Below are 18,192 nucleotides of genomic sequence, written 5' to 3' on the forward strand. Positions count from 1 at the left end.
CGGCCGCCGCCCCGGTGAACGGGACGGCGGCCGCCCGGAGTTGACGCGGCCCGGTGTCGACGCCGCTCGGCGTCTCGGCCCGTCAGCGGCCAGGGAGCCGCTGCCGCACCTCCTGAAGCACCCAGCCGTTGCCGTCCGGGTCGCTGAAGGTGGCGAAGGAGCCGTAGGACATCCGGTCCGGGTGGAGACCCGGCAGCCGGCCCTGGCCCTGGGCGGGGTCGTGGGTGAAGTCCCCGCCGCCGTGGCCGTGGTAGAAGACGGCGTTCGCGTCGTGGAAGACCTCGCTCACCTCGATGCCCCGGTCGACGAGTTCCGCGCGGCTCTTCTCGATGTCGTCGACGACGAGGTACATGCCCTGCGCGGAGCCCGGCGGCACGGACGTGAGCCCCTTGCCGAAGATGACGGAGCATTCCGAACCGGGCGGGGTGAAGTGCACGGCCCTCCACTCCTCGCTGGCCGCCTTGTCCAGGTCGAGCCGGAAGCCCATGGCCTCGTAGAAGGCCTTGGCCCGGTCGACGTCCGACACGGGCAGCACGATGAGTTCGAGCTTGAGATCCATGAGGGTGACTGCTTTCCGTCGTGGCGGAACCCCCCGCCCCCGACGGGCGCGACGCCCCTGCGTCACGCGACGGCGACGACGGTCTTCCCGGCCGTTCCCGACTTGGTGCGCAGCGCGTCCGGTGCCTCGGCGAGCGGACGGACGCTGCCCACCAGGGGCCGCAGCCGGCCCTGCCGGTGACGGTCGACGACCTGCGCGAGGTGACCGCGGTCGGGCTCGACGATGAAGTACATCGCCCGGCCGTCCTCGGGCCGCACGGTCGGCGGGCGGGAGATGCTGATGAGGGCGCCTCCCGGTCTGAGGACGGCGGCCGAGCGGTCGAGCACCGTCCCTCCGACGGCGTCGAACACGAGGTCGACGAGCCCCACGGCTTCCTCCCACGCCGGCTGTTCCAGGTCGACGAACTCCTCCGCGCCCAGTTCCAGCACCAGGTCCCTGCTCTTCGAGCGGCCCGAACCGAGGACTCGCGCTCCGGCGTCACGGGCGAGCTGCGTGGCTGCCATTCCCACCCCCCCTCCCGCTCCGTGCACGAGTACGCTCTGCCCGGTCCGGAGCCGGCCGTGCACGAACAGCCCCTGCCAGGCGGTGAGTCCCGGCATCGGCAGGGCCGCCGCCCGCACCGGGTCGACGTCCGCGGGCAGCGGCGTCAGATTGCGCGCCTCCACCGCCACGTACTCGGCGAGGGTGCCGTCGCGATTCCAGTCGGTGAGGCCGATCACCCGCTGTCCGACGGACAGTCCGGTGGTGCCGAGCGCCACCTCCGCGACCTCCCCCGACACCTCGTGGCCCGGTACGACGGGGGACCGCGGCCGGCCGGCCCGGTCGACCCACGAGGCGGGCCAGGTCAGTTCACCGGGCGTGAAGCAGGCCGCCCGGACCTTCACGACGACGTCGCCCTCGCCCGCGTACGGGTACGGGGCCTCCTCCACGACCAGACTGTCCACGGGCGCGTCACGGTCGTGAGCTCGTACCGCTCTCATCGAGGCTCCCTGTGTCCTGTGGGGAAGACCTCCCTCCAGCATGACCCCATGACGCCCCCGGGGCGAACGGGGCGGTCCCGTCACGCACGCGGCCTCACGCGCCGCCGCCCTCGACGCCCGCCCGCCGGCGGCCACGCGTGTTCAACCGGGCCGCCTGGCGCGTCAGATGGTCGCGTTCGGCGAGGTTGGACGCCTTGAGCGCGGCCTCGGCGTACAGCGCCGCCGCGGTCTCCGGGTCGCCGTCGCGCTCGTGGAGGTACGCCGCGACCGCCGCGTACCGGGGCAGCGAGCCGTCCAGTGCCGCGAGCTCCGCCAGCCCCGCCCGCGGCCCGTCCGCCTCGCCGACGGCCACCGCGCGATTGAGCCGCACCACCGGGCTGTCGGTCAGCCGGACCAGTTCGTCGTACCACTCGACGATCTGCGTCCAGTCCGTCTCCTCGGCGCTCGGCGCGTCCGCGTGCAGCGCCGCGACGGCGGCCTGCGCCTGGAACTCGCCCAGCCGGTCACGGGACAGGGCCGCCTGGAGGATGCCGACGCCCTCGGCGATCAGGCCCGTGTCCCACCGGCTCCGGTCCTGCTCGGCGAGCGGCACCAGACTCCCGTCGGGCGCCGTACGGGCCGCTCGCCGCGCGTGGTGGAGCAGCATGAGCGAGAGCAGCCCCGCCACCTCCGGGTGGTCGATCACGGCCGCGAGCTGCCGGGTGAGCCGGATCGCCTCGGCCGCCAGGTCCACATCGCCCGAGTAGCCCTCGTTGAACACCAGGTACAGCACCCGCAGCACCGTGGACACGTCCCCGGGCCGGTCGAACCGCACACCGGAGACGGTGCGCTTCGCGCGGCTGATGCGCTGCGCCATGGTCGCCTCCGGCACCACGTACGCCTGCGCGATCTGACGGGTGGTCAGGCCGCCGACGGCCCGCAGGGTGAGCGCGACCGCGGACGCCGGCGTCAGCGACGGGTGGGCGCACAGGAAGTACAGCTGGAGCGTGTCGTCCACCGACGGCGCGGGCCCGGGCGGCGGCTCCTCCTCGGCCCGGTCCTCACGCCTGCGACGCGCGGTGTCCGCGCGCGTCGCGTCGAGGAACCGGCGCCAGGCCACGGTGACCAGCCAGCCCTGCGGATCGCGCGGCGGGTCGTCCGGCCAGACGCGCACCGCCTCCACCAGCGCGTCCTGCACCGCGTCCTCGGCCGCCGCGAAGCCGGCTCCGCGGCGGACGAGGATCCCGAGGACACGCGGTGTGAGCGCCCTCAGCAGCGCCTCGTCCATCGTCAGCGCCTCGTCCCTCGGCGAGGTCACTCGGTGACGGTGGGGTGCGCGGTGAGGAAGGGCCGCACCTCGAGCCACTCGTGGATCGGCCTGCCGCCCGCGCCGGGCGCGGCCGACAGCTCCCCGGCCAGTTCGACGGCGCGCTCGTGGCTGTCGACGTCGATCACCATCCAGCCGGCGATCAGGTCCTTGGTCTCGGCGAACGGCCCGTCGGTCACCGGCGGGCGCCCCTCGCCGTCGTACCGCACCCACGACCCTTCGGGCGCCAGCGCCTGGCCGTCGACGAACTCGCCGGTCTTCTCCAGCCGGGCGGCGAAGTCGTTCATGTACCGCACATGGTCCGAGATCTCCTGAGGGGTCCACTGGTCCATGGGGACGTCGTTCACCGATGCCGGGGCGCCGCGGTAGTGCTTCAGCAGCAGGTACTTGGCCATGACGGTTCTCTCCTCGTGCTGGTGCGACCCATTGTCGTCGCGTTCACAGCGGGGACGGAGCCGGACGCGGGTTCTCGACATCACCGCTGAGGATTTTTTCCGCGGGGGTCCGGACGGGATGTCGTAGACGCCCCGACGGGATGCGCGGCGCCGTGCCGCGTGTGCACGGTGGAGGGGTCCGAGGCCGCCGGGCCACGGGAGCCACCATGTCGTACGACAACCTGGTCATCGTGCTCGCGGTGGCCGCGGCCGTCCCGTTCCTGCTCGCCCTGGCGCCCCGCGTACGACTGCCCGGCCCGGTCCTGGAGATCGTGGCCGGCGTCGTCCTCGGGCCGGCGGTCCTGGACTGGGTGCGGCCGGACGGGACGGTCGAGGCGCTGTCCGTCATCGGGCTGGGTTTCCTGCTGTTCCTCGCCGGTCTGGAGATCGACCTCAAACGGTGGCAGGGGCCGGCCGCACGGCTCGTCGCCCTGGGCCTTGCCGGCACGCTCGCCCTCGCCGCCGCCGTCGGCTGGTCGCTCGACCTCGCCGGGCTGGTCGAGAGCCCGCTGCTGGTCGGCATCGCCCTCGTGGCCACGTCCCTCGGAGTGCTGGACCTGGCCGCGCTCGGTCATGAGCGGTTCTCCCTGGTCGGCCACGACACCGGCATGATCATCGCTTACGCGCTGGCCGCCGACTTCCCCGAGCGGGTCGAGCGGGTCGCCCTCGCCGAGGTGCCCGGACCCCCGGGCGTCGTCCCCTCGCCCCCGCTGTTCGTCCCCGAGCCGCTCAACAACCGGCTGTGGCACATCCCGTTCAACCGGGTCGACGACCCGCTCGTCGAGCAGCTCGTCACGGGCAACGAGGACGTCTTCTACGGCTACGAGTTCGCCGTGCAGGGCGGTGGCGTGCCCGAGGAGGCCATGGACTACTACGTCCGCCTCCTGTCGAACCCGGAGAGCCTGACGGGGAGCTTCGGCTTCTACCGGGCCTGGGACGAGACGCTCGCGCAGAACGAGAAGCGCGCAAGGGCGAAGCTGACCATGCCGGTGCTCGGCATCGGCGGCGCGGACAGCTGGGGTCCGGCCGTGGCCGACTCGCTCAAGGGCGTCGCCACGAACGTGCGGGGCACGGTGATTCCCGACGCCGGCCACTGGCTCGCCGAGCAGGCCCCCGACGCGCTGCTCGCGACTCTGACCGACTTCCTGCGCACCGGCCGCGCCGACGCGTCGCCGCTGCCGGCCGAGACATAGGCGCCCGCACCGTCCGGCAGGCAGCCGCGCGGACCGGCCGTCGCGGCACCGGTCCGCGCGGCTCCGCGCTGCCGGGAGCGGCGACGTCCTTGCGCTCCGCCCCGTCACCGGCCAGGCTGGTGACATGAGGCACGCGTTCCCCGGCGGCACCCCGGCACTCGACTTCCCGGGCACGCTGCGCTTCCGGCACCGCGCCGAACCCCGGGAGGACCTCGACTCCCCGGTGAGCCTCGGGGCGTGGTTCCGTGAGGCGGGCATCACCGTGGACGACGTGCCCGCCGGACCCGCCGACCTGCGCAAGGCGCTGGCCCTCCGGGAGGCGGTCCACCGGCTGGTCCGGGCCGCCATGGCGGGCGAGGACCACGACCGGGACGCGCTGGACCTGGTGAACCGGTACGCGCGCAAGCCCACCCCGGTGCCCCAGCTCACCCCCGCCGGACGGCAGGTGGACGCCACCGTCGAGCAAGCGCTCGCCCACGTCGCCCGTGACGCCGTCCTGACGCTGAGCGGTCCCGACGTGCCGCTGCTCAAGGAGTGCGGCAACCCCGAGTGCTCGCAGATCTTCATCGACCGCTCCCGCGGCGCGCGCCGCGAGTGGTGCGCCATGGACCCCTGCGGCAACAAGATCAAGGCCGCCGCCTACCGAGCCCGCAAAAGGGCGAACGGACTGCTCACGGCCGGGCGGCCCGGCCGGCCACCGGCGTAGTGCGGTAGCCGTACAACCTCGATTCGCCGCCCCACCACGGTAGTTGACTCACGCATCGGCCGACCCGCCGTCGCTCGGCGCGAAGCGCCGGGCCGCCCGTGCGAAGCTGGTCACATCCTCGAGACCGGGCCCGCCGGAACCGCGCCGTGCGCCGGGCGGTTTCCGGCACCGGACGGATGCCGACGGGCGCGCGGCGGGGCCGGCCGGGCCGGAGGGAGGCCGGCCATGCCTTCTCAGTCCGTCCTCGTCACCGGAGCCGGCGGTGTGGGCCGCGCGGTGATCGAACGCCTGCGCGCGGACGACGTACCGGTACGCGTCCTGGTCCGCCGCGACGACGAACGGGCGGCGGCGCTGCGCCGGCTCGGCGCGGAGGTGGTCCTCGGCGACCTCACCCGGCCCGAGACCGTCGCCGCCGGCCTGTGGGACATCGACCGCATGTACTTCGCCATGCCGGTGTCCCGTGATCACCTGCTGGCCGCCACCGTCGTGGCGAGCGTGGCCCGGGAGTACGGCGACCTCGACGTCCTCGTCGGCCTGTCCCAGATGACGGTGTCGCAGATGACGGCCACCAGCACCGACGAGTCGCACCAGCAGCGCCTGCACTGGCTGGCCGAGCAGGTGCTCGACTGGTCGGGCCTGCCAGTCGTGCACGTCCGGCCCACCTCGTTCCTCGACAACCCGCTTTTCACGGACCTCGCCGCCCGTTCGATCAAGGAGGACGGCACGCTGGCCCTGCCCTTCGGCAGCGGCCGCACGTCCCCCGTCGCGGTCGCCGACGTCGCCCGGGTCGTGGCCGCGCTGCTGGCCGACCGGCACAGTCACCTGGACCACGTCTACGAGCTGACCGGCCCGCGGGCGATGGACATGACGGAGATGGCCGGGGAGTACTCCCGGGCGCTCGGCCGGTCCGTCGTCTACGCGGACGTCCCCCTGGAGCGGTGGCGGGACGAGGTCCTCTCCCCCGCGGGGCTGCCCCCGCACGTCGAGGACCACATCGTCACCATGTGCCGGCTGCACCAGCAGAACCGCTACGACCGGGCCACCGACGACGTCGCGCGGGTGACGGGCGTACCGGCCCAGACCGTCGAGGACTTCGTCGCCGCCCGCCGCGACCAGTTCCTCGACCCCGAGCCGGCGAACCCCGTCGGCTGACTGCCTCCCCCGGCCCCCGGCCGGTTCACCGGGGACGGTGACGCGGGAGGGCGTCGGGGGAGGGGCTCCCGCCTCCGATGCCCTGGCGGTCCCCGGTGCGGGCCAGGGAGCGGCGGGCGGCGTCGGGGAACTCCCGCTCCACGGCGTTGTCGAGCAGCGCGAGCTGGCGGCGCACCGCGGGACACCGCTCGGGCGGCACACCCTCCAGGAGGCCGTCCAGCAGGGCCCGCAGACGCCGGCACACCTGGAGCGACCCGGTGCCGTACTCGCGGACCTCCGTCACGCCGAGTTCGAGGTACTCCTCCCAGCTCCGCCCCGGTACGACGACACGCGGCACGCCGTCGGCGTCGCCGAGCACATGCCGGCCCCGCAGCTCGGACCGGCCCACCGCGTGCAGGAACGCGTCGATGTGATTGAGGACCTGCACGGCGGTGGTCGGGTCGTTGACCGCCGAGGACAGCGCCCGGGCGGCGATGTCGGCCAGCACCCGCAGCACGAAGGCGGGATCCTGCTCGACGGTCCGCTCGGCTCCCAGCGCCACCAGCCCGGCCAGCCGGCGCGGCTCAGGAGGGGTACGGGGCTCCCCGTGGACCTCGAGCAGCACGCCTCCCGGAGGGACGAAGTCGCCCACGCGGTGCGCCACCACCAGCACGCAGTCGTGGCGCGCGGCGGTCCTCACCAGCCCGGCCACGTCCATTCCCTGGACGGCCCCGCCGCCGGCGGACCGCACCACCTCGGCCGGCGTGCCACGGCCCGCGTGCGCCTCCTCGGCGAGCAGGGTGCACCGCCCCTGCGCCTGCACCGAGGTGCCCAGCACACGCAGGCCGGTGCGGCGGACCCGGTCGGCGACGGCCACGGGGCGCAGGTCGTGGACGAACCGGTTGAGGTACACCAGCAGCATCACCAGACTGACCGCGACGGCCAGGCCGGCCAGGGTGACGCCGAGATCGGGCACCGTGCCCGGCCCGATCCGGCGCAGCAGCGTGAAGGCGAAGGCGAAGGAGCCGGCGAAGAGGGACAGCACGGCCTTCTGAAGCCGGTTCCGGTACCACAGGCGCATGTAGCGCGGGGACAGCGTGCCGGTGGCCTGCTGGACGACCAGCACCCCGATGGTGACGACGAATCCCAGCAGGGCGACCATGGCGCCGACGATGGCGGTCAGCACGCCCGTCGCCGTGGCGGCCGTGTACCGCCAGCCGGTGGGGATGCCCACCATGTCGTCCAGGGCCAGTGCCGCCTCGCCCAGCAGAGCCCCCAGGGCCAGTCCGAGCACCGGCAGGATCCACAGGCTCGTCCTGACGTACTGCCCCAGCTGGAACCGGAAGGACCAGGTGGGCATGGTCGGCCTCCGCAGTGCCCGGGAACGGGCGGTCGCACCTCACGCTACCGCCGGGACACGGCCGGCGCAGGAGGCGACCATCGGGCCCGACGCCGTACGCGTCACCTGTTTGACGGGTGACGCGGCGCGTGCGCATACTCGTCGCCCACCTGACCGGTCACACGGCAGCCCTCGGACAAGGAGCAGGCGCATGGACCAGGTACGCGGACCCGGGAATCCGGCGGAGGCGCGGCGCAGGTCGCGCTTCTCGGAACTGCCCGGGCGGATCCGGCTCGAGGACACCGTGGAGGAGCGGCCCGCCGCGCCCCACGCCTCGGCGGACGCCACCGTCACCCCGGACTGGTGGCTCATCCGCATGGGCGGCATCTGAGCCCTCGCCCGGGCCGCCCGGCGCGCTGCGAGCGGCGCGCCGACACCCTCAGGAAAGGCCCACATGTTCCTCAGCAGAACCACCCTCCGCCTGACCTCGCTCGCGGCCGCCGTATCGGTCGCGGTCAGCTGCTTCCTGGGCGTCTTCTGACCTCACGGCCAGGTGCCGGCGCCCCACGGAGACGCCCGGTCGTCCGGCCCGCCGCGCCGGACGATCGCCCGTCCCGAAGCCTTTACGGTGCACCTTTTCCGGAGCCGAACGCCTTCTCGCAGGACGATTACGACCGATTTGGCGGGATCGGACGTGATGTCCGACCATTGCTCCGGCCCGGCGATCCCGGGCACCAGTTCGACGAGAGGCGCACCACCCCATGCACGTCACCGGAACCGTCCCCCCACCGGCTCCGGCCCCGCAGGACATCCACGGCGGCCCCGCCCACCCCGGCGACACCCCCGACGGCGGAGGACGGCGCACCCGGCGCTTCGGGCTTCCCGTCGCCACCGCGCTGGTCATGGGCAACATCATCGGCGGCGGCATCTTCCTGCTCCCGGCCTCCATCGCCCCCTACGGCACCATCAGCCTCCTCGCCTTCGGCGTGCTGACCGTCGGCGCCGTCGCCCTGGCCCTGGTCTTCGGCCGCCTCGCCGAACGCGACCCCCGCACCGGCGGCCCGTACGTGTACGCCCGTGAGGCCTTCGGCGACTTCGCCGGGTTCCTCGCCGCCTGGGCGTACTGGATCACCACCTGGGTGTCGAACGCGGCGCTCGCCGTGGCCGCCGTCGGCTACCTCGACGTGCTGATCCCCGTCGGCGAGCACCGCTGGACCGCCTGCCTCGCGGCCCTCGTCATCCAGTGGCTGCCCGCCCTCGCCAACTACGCAGGGACCCGCTACGTCGGCGCCGTCCAGGTGGTGTCCACGGTGCTCAAGCTGGTGCCGCTGGTGCTCGTCGCCGTCGGCGGGCTGTTCTTCTTCGACGCCGGCAACCTCGGCCCCTTCCAGGCGAGCGGCGAGAGCGCGATGGGCGCCGTCTCCGCCGCGGCCGCCATCCTGCTCTTCTCCTACCTCGGTGTGGAGTCCGCCGCCGTCAGCGCCGGCGAGGTGCGCGACGCCCGCCGCACCGTGGGCCGCGCCACCGTCATCGGCACCGCCGGGGCGGCGGTCGTCTACCTGCTGGGCACCCTCGCCGTCTTCGGCACCGTCGCCCACGACCGGCTCGTCGAGTCCGGCGCGCCCTTCTCCGACGCCGTCAACGGCATGTTCGGCGGGGCATGGGGCGGCTGGGCCGTGGCGGTCGCCGCGCTCGTGTCGATGACCGGCTGCCTCAACGGCTGGACGCTCCTCAGCGCCCAGACGTCCTACGCCGCCGCCAAGGACGGGCTGTTCCCCGCGCCCCTGGCCCGCAAGCGGCGCGGCGTCCCGACGGTGGGCGTCGGCGTCACCGTGCTCCTCGCCTCGCTGCTCACCGTGTACAACTACGCCTTCGGCACGGCCCGGGTGTTCGAGACGCTGGTGCTGGTCACCACCTTCACCGCGACCGTGCCGTACCTGCTCGCCACGGCCGCGCAGCTCTTCCACCTCGTCTCCGGTCGGCGGGACCGCGTCGACCGCGGGCGCCTGGCGCGCGACCTGGTCGTCGCCTCGGTCGCCGCCGCGTTCTCGCTGTGGCTGGTCGCCGGCGCCGGATACCAGGCCGTCTACCAGGGCGTGCTGTTCCTCTTCGGCGGCGTGCTGGTCTACGCGGTCATGGCGGCCCGCAAGCAGCGGACGGCGACCGGCAGGCGCTGACGATTCCCGGAGCGGGCTCGGGCAAATGGGGCAGCTTCCGGCGCAGGGCGTTGCCTCCGGGCGGCCCGGCAGTTGATCCAGAACACGGCGCACGTGAGGCGGCCGGTCCCCCCGGCCGCCTCACGGGCTGCCGTGCCGCCCCGTTCCCGCCCCTCCCCGCCCGAGGCCGCCCGCGATGCACGAACCCGCCCACCCGTCGCCCCAGCCGGACGCCCCACGCACCGTCGAACGGCGCCTCCCGGAACCCCGCCTGATCAGCGGCGTCTACGGGCTGGTCCTGGCCAGCGCCCTGGCGGCCGCCCTCGACTCCCCGGACGAGCAGACCAGCCCCGGGTCGGACGCCCTGTGGGTGCTGCTCACCGCCCTCGCCGCCGCGGCCGCGCACGGCTACGCGCACGTCCTCTCCCACCGCATGTCCGCCGAGCGCGGCGGACTGATGGTCGGCCTGCGCGCCATGATCGCGGAGTGGCCGGTCGTCGCCGCGGCGGTCCCCACGGTCGTCCTGCTGCTGTTCGCGGTCCCTGGCTGGTGGACGGAGGCCGCCGCCGTCGAGGTCGCGCTGGTGGTCAACACCCTGATCCTCGCCGGGTGGGGTGTGTGGACCGCGCGCCGCGCCGGGCGGACCTGGCCGGCGTCGCTGCGGGCCGGGGCGGGGGACATGCTGATCGGCCTGGTGATCATCGGTGCCAACGCCGTGATCAAGTAGGCCCCGACACCACCTCGAACCGAGCCGGCCCGACCAGCAGAACGCCGTCGTCGAGCGGCGTGCACCGCACCCCGCCCTTGTTCCTGAGCGCCTTCTGCGCGCCCGGGCCGACGGTGACGTTCATCCACGCGCAGGGCCGCGCCGGACGGTTCAGCGAGAACCGCACCGGCCCCTCCCCGCAGTCCAGACGCACCGTCGCACCCACCAGCGCGTCGACGTCGACACCCCGCAGCAGCACGTTGCGCCGGGTCTGCCTGAGGCCGACGGCGGGATCGATGTCCGTGGGCAGGTTCTCCACGGACATCATCGTCACGGAGGCGTCGCGGTGCGCGGCCTGCGCGAAGTAGCGGTCGCCCACCAGCCCCAGGCGCGCCCGCACCTCGGCGCGCGGGACGCGCTCGTCGCCCTGACCGGGCGCGGGCCCCTGAGAGGGCCGCCCCGCCAGCCGGTGCGCGGGCGACACCAGAAGCTGCACCACCTCGACGTCGATCATGCGCTTCCTCGTCGGCTCCGGCGGACACACCGGCCCCGACCCTACCCGTCGGCCGTCGCGCCGGCCGACGCTGCCGACGGCGCTCCCGTACGCCGCCCCGCGACCCGCAGCACCACCGTGGCCGCGACACCCGCGAGCGTGCCCCAGAGCACTGCCGCGCTCGTCCCCTGACCGAGGCCGGACGCCGCCTGGAGCAGATGCCAGGCCGGCGTCCGGCCGCCCGTGGCCACGAGCCACAGGTGCCGCACCAGCAGCCCCAGGACGACGGCGCACACCGTGCCCGCCGCCATCGCCGGGACCGAGGCCCGGGTCAGCGTCCCCGGCAGCCACCGCAGCGCGCACCACACCACCGCCAGCAGCAGCACATCCCCGAACCGCACCAGCAGCCAGTCCCACAGCCCGACCCCCGACGGACCGTTCCAGGCGCCGAACAGCAGCCACTGCCGCAGCAGGTCACCGGGCTCGCTCAGGAACCCGCCGCCCGTGAACATCGTCTGGATCCGCGCCGCGTTCGCCTGGTACGACAGCACCACCACGGACACCGCGACCACCGCGGTGCCGGCGCTCGCCGCGACGACGGCGGCCCGCGCCGGCACCTCCCCGCGCGGCTGCGGCTCGGCGTTCTTCGAGGCCAGCCGGGTCACGAACACCGTCCACGCCGCCGCGGCGAGCGCCAGCGGAACCAGCACCGTGCGCCCCGTCGAGGAGAGCGCGGCGAACTGCGGCAGGAACCGGTAACTCCCGCGCCCGCCGGAGGCGATCAGCCACGGAGCCGACACGGTCACCGCGAGGGTGCCCGCGACCACGCCCCACGCCCACAGGGCGAGGAGCGCCTGCCAGACCCGGCCGCGCTCCGCCGGCAGCCGCCGGACCAGCAGCACGGCCCCGGCCGCGTAGAACAGGAACACGGCGACGAACCGGATCTGCATCGCCGTGTCGTGCAGCGCGAGATAACTGGCGCCGTCGGCCGTCACCGCCACGGAGGCGCCGGCCTGCGGGTCGTACGCCCAGGGGAAGAGCCAGGACCGCAGCGCGTTGGCCGTCTCGATGCCCAGGGCGCCGGTGGCGCCGTCCAGGTCCAGCGCGTCGGCGCTCGCCCCCGCCCACCACAGCAGCAGCGTCAGCATCAGCCCGCCCGCCACGGCCGGTATCGCCGCATACCGGTACTCCACGTCCCGCCCCCGTCCTCGCCGCCCGCGTCACCAACTGTCCGCGACCGGCAGGACTTTACGCGCCGGTGATCACATGGGGGTCACGGTGCCGCTGTGACACCTGCGGCGAGGGCCGGGCGGCGGACACGAATCCGGAAGCGTGTTCGTGCCGGGAGCGGGAACGAGTGGTCGCACGGACCGCCCGGTCCGCGGCTCACCGCCTCACCGCAACGTCCTGGAGGACTTCATGATGGTCGTCGGCATCGTCGTCGTCTGCGTGGTCATCGCCGTGCTCGCCTTCTTCGTGCCACGCCTGTCGCGGCACCCGCAGAACGGGACGCAACGCACCCTGGGTCTCGGCTCCCGCGCCGGTTCCAAGGCTCCGGGGCCGCTCGGCCGGCTCCTGAGCAAGCCCTTCAGCTCCAGCTCCCGCGCCGTCGGCCGCAGCGGCTCCGCCGGCCGCCGCGCGCGCGGCAAGATGCCGTTCTGACACGGCGCGGCAGGCGGGGTCACGACGGCCGGTCCGGTACCTCCGTGGCGTACCGCGGCCGGCCGGCGGGCCGGTACACCTGGAACGTCACCCCGCCCGGCGTGACCCGTGAGTCCACCAGTGCGAGCGCGCCGTCCGGGCCGTCCGCCGGGAACAGCCGCGTGCCCTGGCCCACGATCACCGGATAGGTCAGCAGGATCATCTCGTCGACGATGCCCTCGGCGGCCAGGCACCGCACCAGCTGCCCGCTGCCGTGCACCTGGACCTCACCCGGCGTCCGCCCCTTGAGCTCCCGCACCGCGGCGACCGGGTCGCCGGACAGCACGGTCGTACCCGCCCAGCCCGGGTCGGTGAGCGTCTTCGACACGACGTACTTCGGCCGCGCGTGCAGCGCCGCCCCGACCGGGTTGTCCTCCGGGTCGGCCATGGCGCCCCACGAGGCCGCGAAGATCTCGTAGGTGACGCGCCCGAACAGGAACGCGTCGGCGCGCCCGTAGACCTCGCCGAGGTGTTCCATGGTCTCCTCGTCGACCAGCGGCAGGGCCCAGCCGCCACGCTCGAAACCGCCCCGGCGGTCCTCGTCCGCCAGGCCCAGCCCCTGCATGACGCCGTCGACGGAGACGTTGGTGACGGTGGTCAGCTTCATGGTGTCTCTCCCGGTCCCCGGGACGGCGTCCGGTGCGCCGCCTCCTTGGGATGGGACCCCGCCGGCGGACGGAACTCATCGGTGCCACCCGTCCCTCTCCGGCACCGGATGATCCGCCGGTCCGGGGCTGCGCGGCGCATACTGACGGTGACGTGCCGGCGCCGGACGGGAGACCGCACATGAGCCCACCGCGGGTCGACCACCAGGCCCTTTTCTCGGTCCTGCCCAGCCCGTACCTGGTGCTGGACGCCGACCTCGTGGTCGTCGACGTCAACCAGATGTACCTGAGCGTGAGCGGCCGTACCAGGCAGGAGCTGATCGGCCGCTACCTCTTCGACGTCTACCCGGACAACCCCGAGGACCCGGCGGCGGACGGCATCCGTGATCTCGCCGCCTCCCTCCGGCGCGTCCTGCGCTCCAAGGAACCCGACACCCTCGCCGTGCAGCGGTACGACCTCGCGGTGCCCGGCCGCCCGGGGGCCTTCGAGGAACGCTGGTGGTCGCCGGTCAACACGCCCGTCCTCGGACCCGACGGCGACATCTTGTGGATCGTCCACCGCGTCGAGGACATGACCGAGTTCCTGCTGTCCCGCCCCGTGCACGACACGCCGGCCCGCCGCGTGCGGACCCGGGCCGTCACGGAGGCCGAGCTCTACGCGAAGGCGCGGCAGCTCCAGGAGACCAACGACAAGCTCCGCGCCGCCCACGACTGGGAACGCCGCACCGCGCTCGCCCTTCAGGACGTCATGCTGCACGCCCCCGACCTGGCCGCGCACCGCGGCATCGCCGTCCGCTACATGCCGGCCACCCGCTCCCTCAACGTGTGCGGCGACTGGTACGACGTGGTGGACCTGGCCGACGACAGCTTCACCGTCGCCGTCGGCGACGTCGTCGGGCACGGCCTCGAAGCCGCCGCCGTCATGGGCATGCTGCGCAGCGCCCTGTCCGCCGCCGTGCGCGCCATCCACGAACCCGGCGCGGCGATGGACCTCCTCAGCCGGTACGCCAGGACCTTCGAGGGCGCGCTGGCGACCACCGCGGCCAAGGCCGTCGTCGACACCCGCGGCCGCAGCATCACCTACACCTGCGCCGGACACCCCCCGCCGGTGCTGGGACGCCGGGACGGCACCGTGGTGCTGCTCGACCAGGCGACCGACCCGCCGCTGGGCGTCCTCACCGAACAGACCCCCCGCCCGCAGGCCACCGTCTCCTACGCTCCCGGCGACACCCTGGTGCTCTACACCGACGGCCTGATCGAACGCCGCGGCGAGGACATCGACGCGGGCCTGCTGCGCCTCACCGACACGCTCGCCCGCCACGCCGGCCTCGACCCCGAGCCCCTCGCCGACACCCTGCTCACCCGCCTGGGCGTCGCCGACGGCGGCCGCGACGACATCGCGCTGATCGTCGTACGCCTCTGAAACGCCGGTCAGCGCGCGCCCACGGGAACGGACGCCGCGCGCCGCACCCGGCGCCGTCCGGCCGCCGCGTACCACTGCACGGCTAGCACCAGCGCCAGGAACACCTCCACGGCGTCCCCGCCGTAGTACATGAGCTGCGCCCCGGCCCGCAGATCGGCCCCCGCGAACGCGGTCCCCGGTGGCCCCGCGACATACAGGCTCTTGGCGAGGACGGCGTGCGCGGCCCCGGCCGCCAGCAGCGTCACCGCCCGCAGCGGCAGACTGCACCGGCCGCGCACCGGATCGAGACGGCACACGGCCATCGCGAAGACCAGTCCCGCCAGCAGCATGTGCAGCTCCAGCAGGCCGCCCAGCAGCGGGTCCCGGTGGGCGGCCGCCCACAGGCCCGTGCGGTACAGCAGCCACAGCCCGCCCAGGTCGACGGCCGCGGCGACCGGAGGGAACAGCAGCCACCCGGCGGCGGGGGAGTGCGCCACCCGCAGCAGCTCCCGGCGCGGCCCGCCCGGCGGCAGCAGCCGCAGGACGAGAGTGAGCGGCCGGCCGGCCGCGAGCAGCGCGGGACCCGCCATCGCCACCAGCAGATGACGGCCGGCGTGCGCGGTGAACGGCCCGCCCGGCACCGGCCCGGCCAACCCCCATACCAAGGCCGCAGATCCCGCCACGACGGCACAGTCCCGCCGCCACGGCCAGGCGTCGCCCCGCCGTCGCAGCCGGGCGGCGCCCGCCGCGTACCCCACGGCGGCGAGCACACAGGCGAGCGCCAGGGGCGCGGCCACCGGACCCGCGGTCACGACGTCCGCCGCCCTCCGGCCCTCCGGGCGCGCACCCACAGCACGCCCCCGATCAGCAACAGCAGCACCCCCGCCGCATTCCACGCCCAGTCGTACGGGGTGACGTCGACGCCGTAGCGGACCTGGTGCACGCGCAGCACCTTGTGGTCCACGATCCCGTCGAACACCTGGAAGGCGCCCGCGCCCAGGAAGACGCCGCTCCACGCGTGCCCCGGGGCGAGCGCCCGCCGCCGTCGCAGGTCCGCGAACAGGAAGAACCCGGCGACCAGCGCCAGGAGTTCGGCCGTGTGCAGCAGTCCGTCCGACAGCAGGGCCACGCCCGGTGTGGAGCGGTCGTAGAAGTGGTGCCAGTGCAGCAGCTGGTGGAACACGATCTCGTCCACGGCCGCCATGACGGCGGCCCCGACGACCGCGCAGACCAGCAGCGACCGTCGGGGCTCGGGGCGCCCTGCGGTGACCGTGCCGGCCCGGGGGTCAGAGGTGCTCACGGTGCGGTCCGTCCTTCCGAACGATCGGCTGCCGCCCGCCGCCTACCCCGGGCCGCGCCTCCCACCCCGGTGCGACCACGAGGAGTTCAGCCCCCGCCCATCGCCTTGCGCACGGTGTCCTTGGTGCGGTCCATGAGGGCCGCCACCGGACCGAGGGCCACGTTCTTCGCACCGGACTCCACACCCGGGTGGGGCCGGGTCGGCGCCATCGCCTCGGCGGCCTTGATCGCCTTGGCCATCGCGGCGAGGTCGGTGACGTCGGTACTGCGCCGGATGTGGATGAACTCGTAGCGCTCCTCCGCCCGGGCGTGCATCTGCACGTTGCGCCGCAACGTGATCAGCCGCGGCAGGAAGTCGGGGTCGTCGGGGTCCAGCTCGTCCAGGCCGGCCAGCATCTCCTTGGCCTCCCGCTCCTCCTCGAGCCGGTCCTCGACGATGTCCTGTCCGCCCGCGACCGAGCGCCGCACGAACGGGTGGACGACCTCCTCCTCGGCGGTCTCGTGCACCGCCAGCAGCCGCACCAGCCGCCGGAACGCGTCCCGGCGTTCCTCGCCCTCGGTGGCCTCGACCTCGTCGAACAGGTTGCGGATGTCGCCGTGCTGGCGCATCAGCAGGGCGACCACGTCGTCGTCCGGGGCACGGTCGTCCCCGGCCTGCGGAGTCTGCAACTCGGACATGCGCTCCCCTCCCTACTTCTCGCGCTGCGCGGAGTCGGGGTGCTCGCCCTCGGTCTGCACGCGGTACTCACGGCCGAACACGTCGTCGTGCTGGTGCATCACCCGGTCGCTCGGCGGGTTCTCGCCGCCGTGGATCCGCTCCTGCATCTTCTCGAACCGCTCGTGCGCCTCCCGCACATAGCCTGCCCCGAGCGTCGTCAGGTCCATCTGCGTGTCGAGCAGCTCCCGCACATAGGCCTTGTTCGGCTCGAAGGTCACCACGTCGGGCAGCGCGGGGGCGAGCACCTCGGCCGGCTCGCGGCCGTCGAGCCGGCGCATCAGGTCGCACGCCGTGTGCAAATGCTCCAGCTCCATGTTCAGGTGCAGCTCCCAGATGGCCTTGACCTTCGGGTCGCTCTCCTGCTCCATGAACGAGTAGTACAGATAGCACTCGTTGTACTCGTGGTTGACCAGCTGCTCCCACCATGTCTCACCCGGGTCCACCAGGGACTCGTAGTGGGTGACGTGCTCCTCCTCGATCAGCCCGATCTCCTGGTAGAGCTGGCGGGCGATGGGCTCCATGTAGGTGGGGCCCGTGTTCATGTAGAAGTTCATGGTCTGCTGCTCCGTCGACATGATCGTCAACGCGTGCAGCTTCGACAGCGGGTCGGTCTCGTCCTTCGCGTACGGATCGCGGACGTTGTCGACGGGGTCGCGGTGGTGGTACCGCGTGGGCCGGCCCGGCATGACCTCGGTGAGGTTGTCGACGATCGACTCGGCCTTGCGGTGCTCGATCATCTCGTACAGGTTGGCGTACCGGTAGAGGTGGTCGAAGTCCTCCAGCACGCCGAACTGGTAGGCCTGCTGCAGATACGGGTCCGGCTCCATCCGCGCCACCCACGCGGTCAGGTCCACGGCCACCTGCTCGTACGCGATGGTCGTCTCCAGCACCGAGGACAGGCCGGGCAGCAGCCAGTTGACCACCTTCTGCTGCTGCGCCTCGATGTACCGGGTGGTGGCCAGCCGGCGCTTGATGTCCGGGTCGACGGTGTTGCGGGCGAGTTGGTGGCTGAACAGGATCGCCTCCACCTCGATCCCGTTCATGGTGATGATCCGGCAGCGGGTGTACGGGTCGCAGCGGTCCGGGTCGATGGGGTCAACGTTGAGCTCGCGCCAGTTGCGCAGCTGGCGGTCCAGCGGGATGCCGCGCTGTTCCAGGGGGTTGAAGGTCATGGGCACGCTCCTCGTCGAGGGCCGGACCCCGGGCGCCCCCGCACCGGTGGGGCGCCCCGGGGTCCGGCAGGGCACCTCCTCATGCTGGGCGGGCGTGGACGGGCCCGCCACGCCACACGCCCGTCGGGCGCGGACGCGCCCCGGATGCCGCACGCGGATGGCCGAAGCGAGTGCGGTGTGGACAATGCCGGCGACGTCCCGGCGGGGTCAGGGACGGTGACGTGCCGGCGCGGGGGAGCACGGCGGATTCCAGGTATGGACCATAAGTGTGTCATGGCCGCATCATGAAGCG

Annotated in this window: 20 protein-coding genes; 8 read left to right on the top strand and 12 right to left on the bottom strand. The window is 73.7% G+C overall.

Annotated features, from left to right (window positions below):
• Positions 1–82 precede the first annotated feature (82 nt).
• The 4 genes from ACFOSY_RS14810 to ACFOSY_RS14825 all read right to left on the bottom strand — a co-directional run bounded on the left by ACFOSY_RS14810 (position 83) and on the right by ACFOSY_RS14825 (position 3,240).
• Positions 83–559, bottom strand: a complete 477-nt coding sequence (locus ACFOSY_RS14810; protein ID WP_369161124.1) for a VOC family protein — start codon at positions 557–559, stop codon at positions 83–85.
• Between the two features lie 62 nt (positions 560–621).
• Positions 622–1,539 carry an NADP-dependent oxidoreductase gene (locus ACFOSY_RS14815; protein WP_394307258.1) on the bottom strand — a complete coding sequence of 306 codons (918 nt, stop codon included), beginning with the start codon at positions 1,537–1,539 and terminating at the stop codon, positions 622–624.
• Between the two features lie 94 nt (positions 1,540–1,633).
• Positions 1,634–2,806, bottom strand: a complete 1,173-nt coding sequence (locus ACFOSY_RS14820) for an RNA polymerase sigma factor (protein WP_394307364.1) — start codon at positions 2,804–2,806, stop codon at positions 1,634–1,636.
• A gap of 26 nt (positions 2,807–2,832) precedes the next feature.
• On the bottom strand, positions 2,833–3,240 hold the full coding sequence (locus ACFOSY_RS14825; protein ID WP_394307259.1) for a YciI family protein: 408 nt from the start codon (positions 3,238–3,240) through the stop codon (positions 2,833–2,835).
• 206 nt (positions 3,241–3,446) lie between these two features.
• Between ACFOSY_RS14825 and ACFOSY_RS14830 the strand changes: the two genes are divergently transcribed.
• The 3 genes from ACFOSY_RS14830 to ACFOSY_RS14840 all read left to right on the top strand — a co-directional run bounded on the left by ACFOSY_RS14830 (position 3,447) and on the right by ACFOSY_RS14840 (position 6,330).
• The gene (locus tag ACFOSY_RS14830; protein ID WP_394307260.1) at positions 3,447–4,472 is read left to right on the top strand and encodes an alpha/beta fold hydrolase; all 1,026 of its coding nucleotides are present in this window, start codon (positions 3,447–3,449) and stop codon (positions 4,470–4,472) included.
• Positions 4,473–4,596: 124 nt separating this feature from the next.
• The gene (locus ACFOSY_RS14835) at positions 4,597–5,178 is read left to right on the top strand and encodes a CGNR zinc finger domain-containing protein (protein ID WP_394307261.1); all 582 of its coding nucleotides are present in this window, start codon (positions 4,597–4,599) and stop codon (positions 5,176–5,178) included.
• Between the two features lie 225 nt (positions 5,179–5,403).
• Positions 5,404–6,330, top strand: a complete 927-nt coding sequence (locus ACFOSY_RS14840; protein WP_394307262.1) for an NAD(P)H-binding protein — start codon at positions 5,404–5,406, stop codon at positions 6,328–6,330.
• A 25-nt stretch (positions 6,331–6,355) separates the two neighbouring features.
• Here the strand turns inward: ACFOSY_RS14840 and ACFOSY_RS14845 are convergent, their stop codons facing one another.
• The gene (locus ACFOSY_RS14845) at positions 6,356–7,669 is read right to left on the bottom strand and encodes a DUF2254 domain-containing protein (protein ID WP_394307263.1); all 1,314 of its coding nucleotides are present in this window, start codon (positions 7,667–7,669) and stop codon (positions 6,356–6,358) included.
• A 190-nt stretch (positions 7,670–7,859) separates the two neighbouring features.
• On the opposite strand from ACFOSY_RS14845, the gene ACFOSY_RS14850 reads away from it, so the two are divergent.
• The 3 genes from ACFOSY_RS14850 to ACFOSY_RS14860 all read left to right on the top strand — a co-directional run bounded on the left by ACFOSY_RS14850 (position 7,860) and on the right by ACFOSY_RS14860 (position 10,531).
• Positions 7,860–8,039 (top strand): hypothetical protein, encoded by a 180-nt coding sequence (locus ACFOSY_RS14850; protein WP_394307264.1) that lies wholly within the window; start codon positions 7,860–7,862, stop codon positions 8,037–8,039.
• Positions 8,040–8,409: 370 nt separating this feature from the next.
• A complete protein-coding gene (locus tag ACFOSY_RS14855) occupies positions 8,410–9,825 on the top strand; it encodes an amino acid permease (protein ID WP_394307265.1) in 1,416 nt (471 codons plus the stop codon).
• Positions 9,826–10,000: 175 nt separating this feature from the next.
• Positions 10,001–10,531, top strand: a complete 531-nt coding sequence (locus ACFOSY_RS14860) for a hypothetical protein (protein ID WP_394307266.1) — start codon at positions 10,001–10,003, stop codon at positions 10,529–10,531.
• Here the strand turns inward: ACFOSY_RS14860 and ACFOSY_RS14865 are convergent.
• Both ACFOSY_RS14865 and ACFOSY_RS14870 read right to left on the bottom strand, forming a co-directional pair.
• The gene (locus ACFOSY_RS14865) at positions 10,524–11,024 is read right to left on the bottom strand and encodes a molybdenum cofactor biosysynthesis protein (protein WP_394307267.1); all 501 of its coding nucleotides are present in this window, start codon (positions 11,022–11,024) and stop codon (positions 10,524–10,526) included. The genes ACFOSY_RS14860 and ACFOSY_RS14865 overlap by 8 nt on opposite strands.
• A gap of 41 nt (positions 11,025–11,065) precedes the next feature.
• Positions 11,066–12,196, bottom strand: a complete 1,131-nt coding sequence (locus ACFOSY_RS14870) for a hypothetical protein (protein WP_394307268.1) — start codon at positions 12,194–12,196, stop codon at positions 11,066–11,068.
• A 226-nt stretch (positions 12,197–12,422) separates the two neighbouring features.
• Here ACFOSY_RS14870 and ACFOSY_RS14875 point away from each other — a divergent pair, with 226 nt between their 5' ends.
• On the top strand, positions 12,423–12,665 hold the full coding sequence (locus tag ACFOSY_RS14875) for a DUF6411 family protein (protein ID WP_394307269.1): 243 nt from the start codon (positions 12,423–12,425) through the stop codon (positions 12,663–12,665).
• A gap of 19 nt (positions 12,666–12,684) precedes the next feature.
• On the opposite strand, the gene ACFOSY_RS14880 is transcribed toward ACFOSY_RS14875, so the two are convergent.
• Positions 12,685–13,311, bottom strand: coding sequence for a dihydrofolate reductase family protein (locus ACFOSY_RS14880; RefSeq protein WP_394307270.1), 627 nt, complete (start codon positions 13,309–13,311; stop codon positions 12,685–12,687).
• A 179-nt stretch (positions 13,312–13,490) separates the two neighbouring features.
• Here ACFOSY_RS14880 and ACFOSY_RS14885 point away from each other — a divergent pair, with 179 nt between their 5' ends.
• A complete protein-coding gene (locus ACFOSY_RS14885) occupies positions 13,491–14,732 on the top strand; it encodes a PP2C family protein-serine/threonine phosphatase (protein WP_394307271.1) in 1,242 nt (413 codons plus the stop codon).
• A gap of 8 nt (positions 14,733–14,740) precedes the next feature.
• Here the strand turns inward: ACFOSY_RS14885 and ACFOSY_RS14890 are convergent, their stop codons facing one another.
• The 4 genes from ACFOSY_RS14890 to ACFOSY_RS14905 all read right to left on the bottom strand — a co-directional run bounded on the left by ACFOSY_RS14890 (position 14,741) and on the right by ACFOSY_RS14905 (position 17,900).
• Positions 14,741–15,523, bottom strand: a complete 783-nt coding sequence (locus ACFOSY_RS14890; RefSeq protein ID WP_394307272.1) for a cytochrome c oxidase assembly protein — start codon at positions 15,521–15,523, stop codon at positions 14,741–14,743.
• The gene (locus ACFOSY_RS14895) at positions 15,520–16,011 is read right to left on the bottom strand and encodes a DUF2243 domain-containing protein (RefSeq protein ID WP_394307273.1); all 492 of its coding nucleotides are present in this window, start codon (positions 16,009–16,011) and stop codon (positions 15,520–15,522) included. Before ACFOSY_RS14895 ends, ACFOSY_RS14890 begins: the two co-directional genes overlap by 4 nt.
• A gap of 86 nt (positions 16,012–16,097) precedes the next feature.
• Positions 16,098–16,688: a hemerythrin domain-containing protein gene (locus ACFOSY_RS14900; RefSeq protein WP_394307274.1), complete on the bottom strand. Its 591-nt coding sequence runs from the start codon at positions 16,686–16,688 to the stop codon at positions 16,098–16,100.
• 12 nt (positions 16,689–16,700) lie between these two features.
• A complete protein-coding gene (locus ACFOSY_RS14905) occupies positions 16,701–17,900 on the bottom strand; it encodes a hypothetical protein (RefSeq protein ID WP_394307275.1) in 1,200 nt (399 codons plus the stop codon).
• Positions 17,901–18,192 lie beyond the last annotated feature (292 nt).

Source organism: Streptomyces lusitanus, assembly GCF_042647945.1.
In the GTDB taxonomy this organism is placed as follows: Bacteria; Actinomycetota; Actinomycetes; order Streptomycetales; family Streptomycetaceae; genus Streptomyces; species Streptomyces pseudogriseolus.